This is a genomic window from Streptococcus equinus, from assembly GCF_049393735.1.
GTDB lineage: Bacteria > Bacillota > Bacilli > Lactobacillales > Streptococcaceae > Streptococcus > Streptococcus equinus_G.
Genome location: NZ_CP185946.1, coordinates 71,284 through 86,838 on the forward strand (window position 1 = coordinate 71,284; position 15,555 = coordinate 86,838).

Below are 15,555 nucleotides of genomic sequence, written 5' to 3' on the forward strand. Positions count from 1 at the left end.
GATATAATAGGCTAGTCTGGCTTATAATTGTTACCTCTGCACTCAGAGGACATCAAATCGAAATTTAGGGGGTACTTTTGCGTGGCAAAAGAAGATGTGATTGAAATTGAAGGTAAAGTTGTTGAGACGATGCCTAACGCTATGTTTACTGTTGAATTAGAAAATGGACACCAAATCTTGGCAACTGTATCAGGAAAAATCCGTAAAAACTACATTCGTATTTTGGTAGGTGACCGTGTTACTGTTGAAATGAGTCCTTACGATTTAACACGTGGACGTATCACATACCGCTTTAAATAATCGAAATAATTGGAGGGATTAAAAAATGAAGGTAAGACCATCAGTCAAACCAATTTGCGAATACTGTAAAGTTATTCGTCGTAACGGTCGTGTTATGGTAATTTGTCCATCAAATCCAAAACACAAACAACGTCAAGGATAATATAGAAAGGAGAAAAAATGGCTCGTATTGCTGGAGTTGATATTCCAAATGAAAAACGTGTAGTAATTTCACTTACTTATGTATATGGTATCGGTCTTGCAACTTCTAAGAAAATCTTAGCAGCTGCTGGTATTTCTGAAGACATCCGTGTTAAAGATTTAACATCAGACCAAGAAGATGCTATCCGTCGTGAAGTTGATGCAATCAAAGTTGAAGGTGACCTTCGTCGTGAAGTGAACATGAACATCAAACGCTTGATGGAAATTGGTTCATACCGTGGTATCCGTCACCGTCGTGGACTTCCTGTCCGTGGTCAAAACACTAAAAATAACGCTCGCACTCGTAAAGGTAAAGCTGTTGCGATTGCAGGTAAGAAAAAATAAAATAGGAGGTAAAAAAATTGGCTAAACCAACACGTAAACGTCGTGTGAAAAAGAACATCGAATCTGGTGTTGCTCATATTCACGCTACATTCAATAACACTATTGTTATGATTACAGATGTGCACGGTAATGCAATTGCTTGGTCATCAGCTGGTGCTCTTGGATTCAAAGGTTCTCGTAAATCTACTCCATTCGCTGCACAAATGGCTGCTGAAGCTGCTGCTAAATCTGCACAAGAACATGGTCTTAAAACTGTTGAAGTTACTGTAAAAGGTCCTGGTTCAGGTCGTGAGTCTGCTATTCGTGCTCTTGCTGCTGCTGGTCTTGAAGTGACTTCAATCCGTGACGTTACTCCTGTGCCACACAATGGTGCTCGTCCTCCAAAACGTCGTCGTGTGTAATCATAATTGTTAATAGTACACAAGATTCGTTTCGAGGGAGTATAATAAATGATTGAGTTTGAAAAACCAATAATAACAAAAATTGATGAAAATAAAGATTACGGCAGATTTGTTATCGAACCACTTGAACGTGGTTATGGTACAACTCTAGGTAATTCTCTTCGTCGTGTACTCTTGTCTTCACTCCCAGGTGCGGCAGTAACATCAATTAAAATTGATGGAGTACTCCACGAATTTGACACTATTCCAGGTGTACGCGAAGATGTTATGCAAATCATCCTTAACATTAAAGGACTTGCAGTAAAATCTTATGTTGACGATGAAAAAATTATCGAACTTGACGTTGAAGGTCCAGCAGAAGTAACTGCAGGAGACATTTTGACAGATAGCGATGTTGAAATTGTCAACCCAGACCACTATCTCTTTACTATTGCTGAAGGACACAGTTTGAAAGCTACAATGACTGTTGCTAAAAAACGTGGTTACGTTCCAGCAGAAGGTAATAAAAAAGAAGATGCTCCAGTGGGAACACTGGCTGTAGATTCAATCTACACACCAGTGAAGAAAGTTAATTATCAAGTTGAACCTGCTCGTGTAGGTAGCAATGACGGCTTTGATAAATTGACAATCGAAATCATGACAAATGGCACAATCATTCCTGAAGATGCTTTAGGTCTATCTGCACGCGTTTTGATCGAACACTTGAATCTATTTACTGACCTTACAGAAGTTGCTAAAAACACTGATGTAATGAAAGAAACTGAAAAAGTTAACGATGAAAAAGTGCTTGACCGTACTATCGAAGAACTTGATTTGTCAGTCCGCTCATATAACTGTCTTAAACGTGCAGGTATTAACACTGTATTTGATTTGACAGAAAAAACTGAGCCCGAAATGATGAAAGTCCGTAACCTTGGTCGTAAGAGCCTTGAAGAAGTCAAAGTTAAACTTGCTGATCTTGGACTCGGACTCAAAAACGATAAATAATATAGGAGGATAAAATGGCTTACCGTAAACTAGGACGCACTAGCTCACAACGTAAAGCAATGCTTCGTGATTTGACAACAGATCTATTGATTAACGAATCTATTGTAACAACTGAAGCTCGTGCTAAAGAAATCCGTAAAACAGTTGAAAAAATGATTACTTTAGGTAAACGTGGTGACCTTCATGCACGTCGTCAAGCTGCTGCTTTCGTACGTAATGAAATTGCATCTGAAAACTTTGATGAAGCTACTGAAAAATACTCTTCACAAACAGCTCTTCAAAAACTTTTCGATGAAATCGCACCTCGCTACGCAGAACGCAACGGTGGATACACTCGTATTCTTAAAACTGAACCTCGCCGTGGTGATGCTGCTCCAATGGCAATCATTGAATTAGTTTAATTTTTATCAATTTTGTTGAGTGTTATGATGATGGAACCTCTGGTTCTTAGTCTAGCTCTGGTCTACCGCTAGGATTTTTTCCTAGCGGGAACACTCATCATATTGGTGATAGATAAGTAACGCTTGTTTACGAAATGTCTCTAGATTAGAAACACTTCGTAAGCAGGCGTTTTTCTATTGCATTTACGGCAAATTTTATCTTTCTCGAGGATTCCCGAGGTTTCTTCTATGCTTAAAACTATGATTTTCCCGGAATTGATTAGTATTTATTTCGGTGGAGAAATCAATGGAGTAGAGCTACATAGTCAAATTCTTTTTATCTTCTTTAAAAAAATTAGCTTTTAACTTTTGATTATTCATCCCAAACATTGAGATATCAGAGATTTGGTTACATATTTCTTTGCAAAATTTAAGTTTATTAGGTCTATATCATCAATTCAAATCTATTTTTAAAACAGCCAAATTGCCTTTTTAATCGCATTTTAGCAGATTCTCAAGAGGAAGGTGCCAAATTATCTTAAGTATACAAATAAGAAGCTCAGAAAGCCCTATTTTGCCCCCTAAGAGCTTCTTAATAGATTATTGCACGGAAGAAGGTAAAAGTTTGCAGAAAGTTTAAAACGGTTATGTACAGAAGCGGCTCTTTTGAGGGAATTAAAGTTGTTTTAATTTAGTAATTTTTACAAAAAACTAAACTAATTGTGTACCTCATCAGGAACTAGTCAGTTTTGAAAATATAAAAATTTTATGCTTTTTAAAAAATTTATAAGGCAATTTTTGCTTTAAAACTATATCTAACGTGCGTAAATATCGCTATTTTACAGTATTTTTAACCTCTTTTACGAAAATGTTACAAAAAGTTGAAAAACTTTTCAAAAAAGTGTTGACAGTGTAAGTTAAGTTTAGTATACTAATATAGCTGTCGCATGAGACAGCAAGAGTTTCTAAGAGGTTTTGAAAAACTTGAAAAAAGTTCTTGACAAATCCGTTTAGAAATGTTAAACTAATATAGCTGTTGTTTGAGAGAGAACGATGGCAATCAGATTTGAAACTTGTTTGAAAAAACTTTGAAAAAAGTGTTGACAACGAGAATTAAATTTGATAGAATATAGAAGTTGTCTCGAGTGAGACAAAGACCTTTGAAAACTGAACAATACGAACCAAACGTGCGGGTTACGAAAGTAACCTGTCAAAAAACGATAAATCTGTCAGTGACAGAATGAGAACAAGATTAAATGAGAGTTTGATCCTGGCTCAGGACGAACGCTGGCGGCGTGCCTAATACATGCAAGTAGAACGCTGAAGACTTTAGCTTGCTAAAGTTGGAAGAGTTGCGAACGGGTGAGTAACGCGTAGGTAACCTGCCTACTAGCGGGGGATAACTATTGGAAACGATAGCTAATACCGCATAACAGCATTTAACACATGTTAGATGCTTGAAAGGAGCAATTGCTTCACTAGTAGATGGACCTGCGTTGTATTAGCTAGTTGGTGAGGTAACGGCTCACCAAGGCGACGATACATAGCCGACCTGAGAGGGTGATCGGCCACACTGGGACTGAGACACGGCCCAGACTCCTACGGGAGGCAGCAGTAGGGAATCTTCGGCAATGGGGGCAACCCTGACCGAGCAACGCCGCGTGAGTGAAGAAGGTTTTCGGATCGTAAAGCTCTGTTGTAAGAGAAGAACGTGTGTGAGAGTGGAAAGTTCACACAGTGACGGTAACTTACCAGAAAGGGACGGCTAACTACGTGCCAGCAGCCGCGGTAATACGTAGGTCCCGAGCGTTGTCCGGATTTATTGGGCGTAAAGCGAGCGCAGGCGGTTTAATAAGTCTGAAGTTAAAGGCAGTGGCTTAACCATTGTTCGCTTTGGAAACTGTTAGACTTGAGTGCAGAAGGGGAGAGTGGAATTCCATGTGTAGCGGTGAAATGCGTAGATATATGGAGGAACACCGGTGGCGAAAGCGGCTCTCTGGTCTGTAACTGACGCTGAGGCTCGAAAGCGTGGGGAGCAAACAGGATTAGATACCCTGGTAGTCCACGCCGTAAACGATGAGTGCTAGGTGTTAGGCCCTTTCCGGGGCTTAGTGCCGCAGCTAACGCATTAAGCACTCCGCCTGGGGAGTACGACCGCAAGGTTGAAACTCAAAGGAATTGACGGGGGCCCGCACAAGCGGTGGAGCATGTGGTTTAATTCGAAGCAACGCGAAGAACCTTACCAGGTCTTGACATCCCGATGCTATTCCTAGAGATAGGAAGTTTCTTCGGAACATCGGTGACAGGTGGTGCATGGTTGTCGTCAGCTCGTGTCGTGAGATGTTGGGTTAAGTCCCGCAACGAGCGCAACCCCTATTGTTAGTTGCCATCATTAAGTTGGGCACTCTAGCGAGACTGCCGGTAATAAACCGGAGGAAGGTGGGGATGACGTCAAATCATCATGCCCCTTATGACCTGGGCTACACACGTGCTACAATGGTTGGTACAACGAGTCGCGAGTCGGTGACGGCAAGCAAATCTCTTAAAGCCAATCTCAGTTCGGATTGTAGGCTGCAACTCGCCTACATGAAGTCGGAATCGCTAGTAATCGCGGATCAGCACGCCGCGGTGAATACGTTCCCGGGCCTTGTACACACCGCCCGTCACACCACGAGAGTTTGTAACACCCGAAGTCGGTGAGGTAACCTTTTGGAGCCAGCCGCCTAAGGTGGGATAGATGATTGGGGTGAAGTCGTAACAAGGTAGCCGTATCGGAAGGTGCGGCTGGATCACCTCCTTTCTAAGGATAAACGGAAGCACGTTTGGAGTATTGTTTAGTTTTGAGAGGTCTTGTGGGGCCTTAGCTCAGCTGGGAGAGCGCCTGCTTTGCACGCAGGAGGTCAGCGGTTCGATCCCGCTAGGCTCCATTGAATCGAAAGATTCAAAGATTGTCCATTGAAAATTGAATATCTATATCAAATTCCACGATTCAAGAAATTGAATTGTAGATAGTAACAAGAAATAAACCGAAACGCTGTGATTTAATGAGTTTAAGGTCAACAGACCAAAATAAGGTTAAGTTAATAAGGGCGCACGGTGGATGCCTTGGCACTAGAAGCCGATGAAGGACGTGACTAACGACGAAATGCTTTGGGGAGTTGTAAGTAAACATTGATCCAGAGATGTCCGAATGGGGGAACCCGGCATGTAATGCATGTCACTCATTACTGTTAAGGTAATGTAGAGGAAGACGCAGTGAACTGAAACATCTAAGTAGCTGCAGGAAGAGAAAGCAAACGCGATTGCCTTAGTAGCGGCGAGCGAAAAGGTAAGAGGGCAAACCGATGTGTTTACACATCGGGGTTGTAGGACTGCGTTGTGGGACGACAAGATTATAGAAGAATTACCTGGGAAGGTAAGCCAAAGAGAGTAACAGCCTCGTATTCGAAATAGTCTTTAACCCTAGCAGTATCCTGAGTACGGCGAGACACGAGAAATCTCGTCGGAATCTGGGAGGACCATCTCCTAACCCTAAATACTCTCTAGTGACCGATAGTGAACCAGTACCGTGAGGGAAAGGTGAAAAGCACCCCGGGAGGGGAGTGAAATAGAACCTGAAACCGTGTGCCTACAACAAGTTCGAGCCCGTTAATGGGTGAGAGCGTGCCTTTTGTAGAATGAACCGGCGAGTTACGATATGATGCGAGGTTAAGTTGAAGAGACGGAGCCGTAGGGAAACCGAGTCTTAATAGGGCGACTTAGTATCATGTCGTAGACCCGAAACCATGTGACCTACCCATGAGCAGGGTGAAGGTGAGGTAAAACTCACTGGAGGCCCGAACCAGGGCACGTTGAAAAGTGCTTGGATGACTTGTGGGTAGCGGAGAAATTCCAAACGAACTTGGAGATAGCTGGTTCTCTCCGAAATAGCTTTAGGGCTAGCGTCGATGTTAAGTCTCTTGGAGGTAGAGCACTGTTTGATTGAGGGGTCCATCCCGGATTACCAATATCAGATAAACTCCGAATGCCAACGAGATATAATCGGCAGTCAGACTGCGAGTGCTAAGATCCGTAGTCGAAAGGGAAACAGCCCAGACCACCAGCTAAGGTCCCAAAATATATGTTAAGTGGAAAAGGATGTGGGGTTGCACAGACAACTAGGATGTTAGCTTAGAAGCAGCTATTCATTCAAAGAGTGCGTAATAGCTCACTAGTCGAGTGACCCTGCGCCGAAAATGTACCGGGGCTAAAACATATTACCGAAGCTGTGGATACCTTTTAGGTATGGTAGGAGAGCGTTCTATGTGTGATGAAGGTGTACCGTGAGGAGCGCTGGAACGCATAGAAGTGAGAATGCCGGTATGAGTAGCGAAAGACAGGTGAGAATCCTGTCCACCGTATGACTAAGGTTTCCAGGGGAAGGCTCGTCCTCCCTGGGTTAGTCGGGACCTAAGGAGAGACCGAAAGGTGTATCCGATGGACAACAGGTTGATATTCCTGTACTAGAGTATATAGTGATGGAGGGACGCAGTAGGCTAACTAAAGCGTGCGATTGGAAGTGCACGTCTAAGCAGTGAGGTGTGATATGAGTCAAATGCTTATATCTATAACATTGAGCTGTGATGGGGAGCGAAGTTAAGTAGCGAAGTTAGTGATGTCACACTGCCAAGAAAAGCTTCTAGCGTTAATTATACTCTACCCGTACCGCAAACCGACACAGGTAGTCGAGGCGAGTAGCCTCAGGTGAGCGAGAGAACTCTCGTTAAGGAACTCGGCAAAATGGCCCCGTAACTTCGGGAGAAGGGGCGCTGGCTTTAAGTCAGCCGCAGTGAATAGGCCCAAGCAACTGTTTATCAAAAACACAGCTCTCTGCTAAATCGTAAGATGATGTATAGGGGGTGACGCCTGCCCGGTGCTGGAAGGTTAAGAGGAGCGCTTAGCATTAGCGAAGGTGTGAATTGAAGCCCCAGTAAACGGCGGCCGTAACTATAACGGTCCTAAGGTAGCGAAATTCCTTGTCGGGTAAGTTCCGACCCGCACGAAAGGCGTAATGATTTGGGCACTGTCTCAACGAGAGACTCGGTGAAATTTTAGTACCTGTGAAGATGCAGGTTACCCGCGACAGGACGGAAAGACCCCATGGAGCTTTACTGCAGTTTGATATTGAGTATCTGTACCACATGTACAGGATAGGTAGGAGCCTATGAAATCGGGACGCTAGTTTCGGTGGAGGCGTTGTTGGGATACTACCCTTGTGTTATGGCTACTCTAACCCAGATAGGTTATCCCTATCGGAGACAGTGTCTGACGGGCAGTTTGACTGGGGCGGTCGCCTCCTAAAAGGTAACGGAGGCGCCCAAAGGTTCCCTCAGAATGGTTGGAAATCATTCGCAGAGTGTAAAGGTATAAGGGAGCTTGACTGCGAGAGCTACAACTCGAGCAGGGACGAAAGTCGGGCTTAGTGATCCGGTGGTTCCGCATGGAAGGGCCATCGCTCAACGGATAAAAGCTACCCTGGGGATAACAGGCTTATCTCCCCCAAGAGTTCACATCGACGGGGAGGTTTGGCACCTCGATGTCGGCTCGTCGCATCCTGGGGCTGTAGTCGGTCCCAAGGGTTGGGCTGTTCGCCCATTAAAGCGGCACGCGAGCTGGGTTCAGAACGTCGTGAGACAGTTCGGTCCCTATCCGTCGCGGGCGTAGGAAATTTGAGAGGATCTGCTCCTAGTACGAGAGGACCAGAGTGGACTTACCGCTGGTGTACCAGTTGTCTTGCCAAAGGCATCGCTGGGTAGCTATGTAGGGAAGGGATAAACGCTGAAAGCATCTAAGTGTGAAGCCCACCTCAAGATGAGATTTCCCATGATTTTATATCAGTAAGAGCCCTGAGAGATGATCAGGTAGATAGGTTAGAAGTGTAAGTGTGGTGACACATGTAGCGGACTAATACTAATAGCTCGAGGACTTATCCAAAAAAGAAACGAGTCAATATTGACAGCGAGTCGGTTTCTTGTTAGAATATATAGGTATTCAATTTTGATTGGATAATCAATCATAGTTAAGTGACGATAGCCTAGGAGATACACCTGTTCCCATGCCGAACACAGAAGTTAAGCCCTAGCACGCCTGATGTAGTTGGGGGTTGCCCCCTGTTAGATATGGTAGTCGCTTAGCAAAAGGGAGTTTAGCTCAGCTGGGAGAGCATCTGCCTTACAAGCAGAGGGTCAGCGGTTCGATCCCGTTAACTCCCATTTATGCGGGTGTAGTTTAGTGGTAAAACTACAGCCTTCCAAGCTGTTGTCGCGAGTTCGATTCTCGTCACCCGCTTTATTAAATTTGGTATCCCAAGTTTTCTTGGGCGCATAGCTCAGCTGGTTAGAGCGCACGCCTGATAAGCGTGAGGTCGGTGGTTCGAGTCCACTTGTGCCCATTATAAATATGGTCCGTTGGTCAAGGGGTTAAGACACCGCCTTTTCACGGCGGTAACACGGGTTCGAATCCCGTACGGACTATTATATTTTTGGAGGATTACCCAAGTCCGGCTGAAGGGAACGGTCTTGAAAACCGTCAGGCGTGTAAAAGCGTGCGTGGGTTCGAATCCCACATCCTCCTTTATATTGTTAGCGCGGGATGGAGCAGCTCGGTAGCTCGTCGGGCTCATAACCCGAAGGTCGTAGGTTCAAATCCTGCTCCCGCAATAGAAGGCTCGGTAGCTCAGTTGGTAGAGCAATGGATTGAAGCTCCATGTGTCGGCGGTTCGATTCCGTCTCGCGCCATTAAATTTAATATTTTGGAAGGGTAGCGAAGTGGCTAAACGCGGCGGACTGTAAATCCGCTCCTTCGGGTTCGGGGGTTCGAATCCCTCCCCTTCCATATTACGGGCATAGTTTAAAGGTAGAACTAAGGTCTCCAAAACCTTCAGTGTGGGTTCAATTCCTACTGCCCGTGTTAAAAATATGGCGAATGTGGTGAAGTGGTTAACACACCAGATTGTGGCTCTGGCACGCGTGGGTTCGATTCCCATCATTCGCCTTTCTATTATTGGGGTATAGCCAAGCGGTAAGGCAAGGGACTTTGACTCCCTCATGCGTTGGTTCGAATCCAGCTACCCCAGTTATTGCCGGCGTGGCGGAATTGGCAGACGCGCTGGACTCAAAATCCAGTGTCCGCGAGGACGTGCCGGTTCGACCCCGGCCGCCGGTATAGTTTCAGTATCATTTTTGATACTGTTTTTTTATTTTTTAATTTTTTTATCAAATTGAGAGGACAAGGATTGTTCTCTTTTTTGTTAGTATCGAAAATATTTGACATATTTCATTATTGTTTAAATCATACAGACGTTAATCTTTTGTTAGGGGGATATTTTCAATAGCTAGAAAGAATTATGTTATGAGGGGCGATTCTATTGAGTTATTTCAAAATTTGTTCATTATTATTTAAGCTGAAGGATTTGCGGAAGATAAGGTAGCAGACTTTATATTTGGTGACCTCCATGTGACATTTAGAAGCACCTACCTAAGAGAGTTTGTACGGCAGTATTCTATACTAAATGCCACGGACGTATTCAGTTGAATATGGGTAATCCAGAAACTCTCTTGCCTTGCTTATTGATAACAAGAAGATTTTTTACTGTGAGCTTTGATATCAGACATTTTACATAAAGGTTGGGCTTATTTACCTGATTTTTTATTTGAGAAAATCTTGAACCAACATCCTATACCGCCGTGAAGACGGAGAATTAGGCCTGATAGAGGCGAAATGAAAGTAAAAAAATCCGCTAATTATAGCGGATTTTAATTTTTTATCAAAAAGGTATTGACAAAAGAGGATAGTAGATGATAAATTAATATAGCTGCAAAAATCTGAGAGCAATACCTTGAAGCTGAGGAAAAAAAGTTTTAAAAAAGGTGTTGACAAAAAGAGATTGCAATGTTAAACTAATATAGCTGTTGTTTGAGAGAGAACGATGGCAATCAGATTTGAAACTTGTTTGAAAAAAACTTTGAAAAAAGTGTTGACAACGAGAATTAAATTTGATAGAATATAGAAGTTGTCTCGAGTGAGACAAAGACCTTTGAAAACTGAACAATACGAACCAAACGTGCGGGTTACGAAAGTAACCTGTCAAAAAACGATAAATCTGTCAGTGACAGAATGAGAACAAGATTAAATGAGAGTTTGATCCTGGCTCAGGACGAACGCTGGCGGCGTGCCTAATACATGCAAGTAGAACGCTGAAGACTTTAGCTTGCTAAAGTTGGAAGAGTTGCGAACGGGTGAGTAACGCGTAGGTAACCTGCCTACTAGCGGGGGATAACTATTGGAAACGATAGCTAATACCGCATAACAGCATTTAACACATGTTAGATGCTTGAAAGGAGCAATTGCTTCACTAGTAGATGGACCTGCGTTGTATTAGCTAGTTGGTGAGGTAACGGCTCACCAAGGCGACGATACATAGCCGACCTGAGAGGGTGATCGGCCACACTGGGACTGAGACACGGCCCAGACTCCTACGGGAGGCAGCAGTAGGGAATCTTCGGCAATGGGGGCAACCCTGACCGAGCAACGCCGCGTGAGTGAAGAAGGTTTTCGGATCGTAAAGCTCTGTTGTAAGAGAAGAACGTGTGTGAGAGTGGAAAGTTCACACAGTGACGGTAACTTACCAGAAAGGGACGGCTAACTACGTGCCAGCAGCCGCGGTAATACGTAGGTCCCGAGCGTTGTCCGGATTTATTGGGCGTAAAGCGAGCGCAGGCGGTTTAATAAGTCTGAAGTTAAAGGCAGTGGCTTAACCATTGTTCGCTTTGGAAACTGTTAGACTTGAGTGCAGAAGGGGAGAGTGGAATTCCATGTGTAGCGGTGAAATGCGTAGATATATGGAGGAACACCGGTGGCGAAAGCGGCTCTCTGGTCTGTAACTGACGCTGAGGCTCGAAAGCGTGGGGAGCAAACAGGATTAGATACCCTGGTAGTCCACGCCGTAAACGATGAGTGCTAGGTGTTAGGCCCTTTCCGGGGCTTAGTGCCGCAGCTAACGCATTAAGCACTCCGCCTGGGGAGTACGACCGCAAGGTTGAAACTCAAAGGAATTGACGGGGGCCCGCACAAGCGGTGGAGCATGTGGTTTAATTCGAAGCAACGCGAAGAACCTTACCAGGTCTTGACATCCCGATGCTATTCCTAGAGATAGGAAGTTTCTTCGGAACATCGGTGACAGGTGGTGCATGGTTGTCGTCAGCTCGTGTCGTGAGATGTTGGGTTAAGTCCCGCAACGAGCGCAACCCCTATTGTTAGTTGCCATCATTAAGTTGGGCACTCTAGCGAGACTGCCGGTAATAAACCGGAGGAAGGTGGGGATGACGTCAAATCATCATGCCCCTTATGACCTGGGCTACACACGTGCTACAATGGTTGGTACAACGAGTCGCGAGTCGGTGACGGCAAGCAAATCTCTTAAAGCCAATCTCAGTTCGGATTGTAGGCTGCAACTCGCCTACATGAAGTCGGAATCGCTAGTAATCGCGGATCAGCACGCCGCGGTGAATACGTTCCCGGGCCTTGTACACACCGCCCGTCACACCACGAGAGTTTGTAACACCCGAAGTCGGTGAGGTAACCTTTTGGAGCCAGCCGCCTAAGGTGGGATAGATGATTGGGGTGAAGTCGTAACAAGGTAGCCGTATCGGAAGGTGCGGCTGGATCACCTCCTTTCTAAGGATAAACGGAAGCACGTTTGGAGTATTGTTTAGTTTTGAGAGGTCTTGTGGGGCCTTAGCTCAGCTGGGAGAGCGCCTGCTTTGCACGCAGGAGGTCAGCGGTTCGATCCCGCTAGGCTCCATTGAATCGAAAGATTCAAAGATTGTCCATTGAAAATTGAATATCTATATCAAATTCCACGATTCAAGAAATTGAATTGTAGATAGTAACAAGAAATAAACCGAAACGCTGTGATTTAATGAGTTTAAGGTCAACAGACCAAAATAAGGTTAAGTTAATAAGGGCGCACGGTGGATGCCTTGGCACTAGAAGCCGATGAAGGACGTGACTAACGACGAAATGCTTTGGGGAGTTGTAAGTAAACATTGATCCAGAGATGTCCGAATGGGGGAACCCGGCATGTAATGCATGTCACTCATTACTGTTAAGGTAATGTAGAGGAAGACGCAGTGAACTGAAACATCTAAGTAGCTGCAGGAAGAGAAAGCAAACGCGATTGCCTTAGTAGCGGCGAGCGAAAAGGTAAGAGGGCAAACCGATGTGTTTACACATCGGGGTTGTAGGACTGCGTTGTGGGACGACAAGATTATAGAAGAATTACCTGGGAAGGTAAGCCAAAGAGAGTAACAGCCTCGTATTCGAAATAGTCTTTAACCCTAGCAGTATCCTGAGTACGGCGAGACACGAGAAATCTCGTCGGAATCTGGGAGGACCATCTCCTAACCCTAAATACTCTCTAGTGACCGATAGTGAACCAGTACCGTGAGGGAAAGGTGAAAAGCACCCCGGGAGGGGAGTGAAATAGAACCTGAAACCGTGTGCCTACAACAAGTTCGAGCCCGTTAATGGGTGAGAGCGTGCCTTTTGTAGAATGAACCGGCGAGTTACGATATGATGCGAGGTTAAGTTGAAGAGACGGAGCCGTAGGGAAACCGAGTCTTAATAGGGCGACTTAGTATCATGTCGTAGACCCGAAACCATGTGACCTACCCATGAGCAGGGTGAAGGTGAGGTAAAACTCACTGGAGGCCCGAACCAGGGCACGTTGAAAAGTGCTTGGATGACTTGTGGGTAGCGGAGAAATTCCAAACGAACTTGGAGATAGCTGGTTCTCTCCGAAATAGCTTTAGGGCTAGCGTCGATGTTAAGTCTCTTGGAGGTAGAGCACTGTTTGATTGAGGGGTCCATCCCGGATTACCAATATCAGATAAACTCCGAATGCCAACGAGATATAATCGGCAGTCAGACTGCGAGTGCTAAGATCCGTAGTCGAAAGGGAAACAGCCCAGACCACCAGCTAAGGTCCCAAAATATATGTTAAGTGGAAAAGGATGTGGGGTTGCACAGACAACTAGGATGTTAGCTTAGAAGCAGCTATTCATTCAAAGAGTGCGTAATAGCTCACTAGTCGAGTGACCCTGCGCCGAAAATGTACCGGGGCTAAAACATATTACCGAAGCTGTGGATACCTTTTAGGTATGGTAGGAGAGCGTTCTATGTGTGATGAAGGTGTACCGTGAGGAGCGCTGGAACGCATAGAAGTGAGAATGCCGGTATGAGTAGCGAAAGACAGGTGAGAATCCTGTCCACCGTATGACTAAGGTTTCCAGGGGAAGGCTCGTCCTCCCTGGGTTAGTCGGGACCTAAGGAGAGACCGAAAGGTGTATCCGATGGACAACAGGTTGATATTCCTGTACTAGAGTATATAGTGATGGAGGGACGCAGTAGGCTAACTAAAGCGTGCGATTGGAAGTGCACGTCTAAGCAGTGAGGTGTGATATGAGTCAAATGCTTATATCTATAACATTGAGCTGTGATGGGGAGCGAAGTTAAGTAGCGAAGTTAGTGATGTCACACTGCCAAGAAAAGCTTCTAGCGTTAATTATACTCTACCCGTACCGCAAACCGACACAGGTAGTCGAGGCGAGTAGCCTCAGGTGAGCGAGAGAACTCTCGTTAAGGAACTCGGCAAAATGGCCCCGTAACTTCGGGAGAAGGGGCGCTGGCTTTAAGTCAGCCGCAGTGAATAGGCCCAAGCAACTGTTTATCAAAAACACAGCTCTCTGCTAAATCGTAAGATGATGTATAGGGGGTGACGCCTGCCCGGTGCTGGAAGGTTAAGAGGAGCGCTTAGCATTAGCGAAGGTGTGAATTGAAGCCCCAGTAAACGGCGGCCGTAACTATAACGGTCCTAAGGTAGCGAAATTCCTTGTCGGGTAAGTTCCGACCCGCACGAAAGGCGTAATGATTTGGGCACTGTCTCAACGAGAGACTCGGTGAAATTTTAGTACCTGTGAAGATGCAGGTTACCCGCGACAGGACGGAAAGACCCCATGGAGCTTTACTGCAGTTTGATATTGAGTATCTGTACCACATGTACAGGATAGGTAGGAGCCTATGAAATCGGGACGCTAGTTTCGGTGGAGGCGTTGTTGGGATACTACCCTTGTGTTATGGCTACTCTAACCCAGATAGGTTATCCCTATCGGAGACAGTGTCTGACGGGCAGTTTGACTGGGGCGGTCGCCTCCTAAAAGGTAACGGAGGCGCCCAAAGGTTCCCTCAGAATGGTTGGAAATCATTCGCAGAGTGTAAAGGTATAAGGGAGCTTGACTGCGAGAGCTACAACTCGAGCAGGGACGAAAGTCGGGCTTAGTGATCCGGTGGTTCCGCATGGAAGGGCCATCGCTCAACGGATAAAAGCTACCCTGGGGATAACAGGCTTATCTCCCCCAAGAGTTCACATCGACGGGGAGGTTTGGCACCTCGATGTCGGCTCGTCGCATCCTGGGGCTGTAGTCGGTCCCAAGGGTTGGGCTGTTCGCCCATTAAAGCGGCACGCGAGCTGGGTTCAGAACGTCGTGAGACAGTTCGGTCCCTATCCGTCGCGGGCGTAGGAAATTTGAGAGGATCTGCTCCTAGTACGAGAGGACCAGAGTGGACTTACCGCTGGTGTACCAGTTGTCTTGCCAAAGGCATCGCTGGGTAGCTATGTAGGGAAGGGATAAACGCTGAAAGCATCTAAGTGTGAAGCCCACCTCAAGATGAGATTTCCCATGATTTTATATCAGTAAGAGCCCTGAGAGATGATCAGGTAGATAGGTTAGAAGTGTAAGTGTGGTGACACATGTAGCGGACTAATACTAATAGCTCGAGGACTTATCCAAAAAAGAAACGAGTCAATATTGACAGCGAGTCGGTTTCTTGTTAGAATATATAGGTATTCAATTTTGATTGGATAA

Annotated in this window: 6 protein-coding genes, 14 tRNA genes and 5 rRNA genes; all 25 read left to right on the top strand. The window is 45.4% G+C overall.

Features of this window, described 5'->3' with window-relative positions:
* Nucleotides 1–81 precede the first annotated feature (81 nt).
* The 25 genes from infA (at nucleotide 82) to ACNTMY_RS00620 (ending at nucleotide 15,480) form a co-directional block, all read left to right on the top strand.
* The gene (gene infA / locus ACNTMY_RS00500; protein WP_001040189.1) at nucleotides 82–300 is read left to right on the top strand and encodes a translation initiation factor IF-1; all 219 of its coding nucleotides are present in this window, start codon (nucleotides 82–84) and stop codon (nucleotides 298–300) included.
* A gap of 25 nt (nucleotides 301–325) precedes the next feature.
* Nucleotides 326–442 (top strand): 50S ribosomal protein L36, encoded by a 117-nt coding sequence (gene rpmJ, locus ACNTMY_RS00505; protein ID WP_002959355.1) that lies wholly within the window; start codon nucleotides 326–328, stop codon nucleotides 440–442.
* A 17-nt stretch (nucleotides 443–459) separates the two neighbouring features.
* Nucleotides 460–825 (top strand): 30S ribosomal protein S13, encoded by a 366-nt coding sequence (rpsM, locus tag ACNTMY_RS00510; RefSeq protein ID WP_006531334.1) that lies wholly within the window; start codon nucleotides 460–462, stop codon nucleotides 823–825.
* A gap of 17 nt (nucleotides 826–842) precedes the next feature.
* Nucleotides 843–1,226 (top strand): 30S ribosomal protein S11, encoded by a 384-nt coding sequence (rpsK, locus tag ACNTMY_RS00515; RefSeq protein WP_003062885.1) that lies wholly within the window; start codon nucleotides 843–845, stop codon nucleotides 1,224–1,226.
* 48 nt (nucleotides 1,227–1,274) lie between these two features.
* Nucleotides 1,275–2,213, top strand: a complete 939-nt coding sequence (locus tag ACNTMY_RS00520; RefSeq protein WP_009853219.1) for a DNA-directed RNA polymerase subunit alpha — start codon at nucleotides 1,275–1,277, stop codon at nucleotides 2,211–2,213.
* A gap of 14 nt (nucleotides 2,214–2,227) precedes the next feature.
* Entirely contained in the window at nucleotides 2,228–2,614 is a 387-nt protein-coding gene (rplQ, locus tag ACNTMY_RS00525; protein WP_003067190.1) for a 50S ribosomal protein L17, read from the top strand.
* A gap of 1,231 nt (nucleotides 2,615–3,845) precedes the next feature.
* Nucleotides 3,846–5,393, top strand: a 16S ribosomal RNA gene (locus ACNTMY_RS00530).
* A 54-nt stretch (nucleotides 5,394–5,447) separates the two neighbouring features.
* Nucleotides 5,448–5,520 (top strand) — tRNA-Ala (locus ACNTMY_RS00535).
* Nucleotides 5,521–5,666: 146 nt separating this feature from the next.
* Nucleotides 5,667–8,566, top strand: a 23S ribosomal RNA gene (locus ACNTMY_RS00540).
* An 85-nt stretch (nucleotides 8,567–8,651) separates the two neighbouring features.
* A 5S ribosomal RNA gene (gene rrf / locus ACNTMY_RS00545) occupies nucleotides 8,652–8,767 on the top strand.
* A gap of 4 nt (nucleotides 8,768–8,771) precedes the next feature.
* Nucleotides 8,772–8,844, top strand: a tRNA-Val gene (locus ACNTMY_RS00550).
* Nucleotides 8,845–8,849: 5 nt separating this feature from the next.
* A tRNA-Gly gene (locus ACNTMY_RS00555) sits at nucleotides 8,850–8,920 on the top strand.
* A 29-nt stretch (nucleotides 8,921–8,949) separates the two neighbouring features.
* Nucleotides 8,950–9,023: transfer RNA gene (locus ACNTMY_RS00560), tRNA-Ile, on the top strand.
* A gap of 10 nt (nucleotides 9,024–9,033) precedes the next feature.
* Nucleotides 9,034–9,105, top strand: a tRNA-Glu gene (locus tag ACNTMY_RS00565).
* Between the two features lie 10 nt (nucleotides 9,106–9,115).
* Nucleotides 9,116–9,205 (top strand) — tRNA-Ser (locus ACNTMY_RS00570).
* A gap of 12 nt (nucleotides 9,206–9,217) precedes the next feature.
* Nucleotides 9,218–9,291: transfer RNA gene (locus ACNTMY_RS00575), tRNA-Met, on the top strand.
* A 5-nt stretch (nucleotides 9,292–9,296) separates the two neighbouring features.
* A tRNA-Phe gene (locus ACNTMY_RS00580) sits at nucleotides 9,297–9,369 on the top strand.
* A gap of 16 nt (nucleotides 9,370–9,385) precedes the next feature.
* Nucleotides 9,386–9,466, top strand: a tRNA-Tyr gene (locus ACNTMY_RS00585).
* Between the two features lie 4 nt (nucleotides 9,467–9,470).
* Nucleotides 9,471–9,541, top strand: a tRNA-Trp gene (locus ACNTMY_RS00590).
* Nucleotides 9,542–9,552: 11 nt separating this feature from the next.
* Nucleotides 9,553–9,625: transfer RNA gene (locus ACNTMY_RS00595), tRNA-His, on the top strand.
* Between the two features lie 10 nt (nucleotides 9,626–9,635).
* A tRNA-Gln gene (locus ACNTMY_RS00600) sits at nucleotides 9,636–9,707 on the top strand.
* 5 nt (nucleotides 9,708–9,712) lie between these two features.
* A tRNA-Leu gene (locus tag ACNTMY_RS00605) sits at nucleotides 9,713–9,796 on the top strand.
* Nucleotides 9,797–10,759: 963 nt separating this feature from the next.
* Nucleotides 10,760–12,307, top strand: a 16S ribosomal RNA gene (locus ACNTMY_RS00610).
* A gap of 54 nt (nucleotides 12,308–12,361) precedes the next feature.
* Nucleotides 12,362–12,434 (top strand) — tRNA-Ala (locus ACNTMY_RS00615).
* A 146-nt stretch (nucleotides 12,435–12,580) separates the two neighbouring features.
* Nucleotides 12,581–15,480 (top strand): 23S ribosomal RNA (locus tag ACNTMY_RS00620).
* The 16S, 23S and 5S rRNA genes sit together here with 14 tRNA genes alongside, the layout of an rRNA operon.
* Nucleotides 15,481–15,555: the final 75 nt, after the last annotated feature.

Bases quoted from the DNA above. Each gene is read 5' to 3' on its own strand.
- ACNTMY_RS00520 (WP_009853219.1), top strand. From the start codon at position 1,275: ATGATTGAGTTTGAAAAACCAATAATAACAAAAATTGATGAAAATAAA.
- rpsM (WP_006531334.1), top strand. From the start codon at position 460: ATGGCTCGTATTGCTGGAGTTGATATTCCAAATGAAAAACGTGTAGTA.
- rpmJ (WP_002959355.1), top strand. From the start codon at position 326: ATGAAGGTAAGACCATCAGTCAAACCAATTTGCGAATACTGTAAAGTT.
- rplQ (WP_003067190.1), top strand. From the start codon at position 2,228: ATGGCTTACCGTAAACTAGGACGCACTAGCTCACAACGTAAAGCAATG.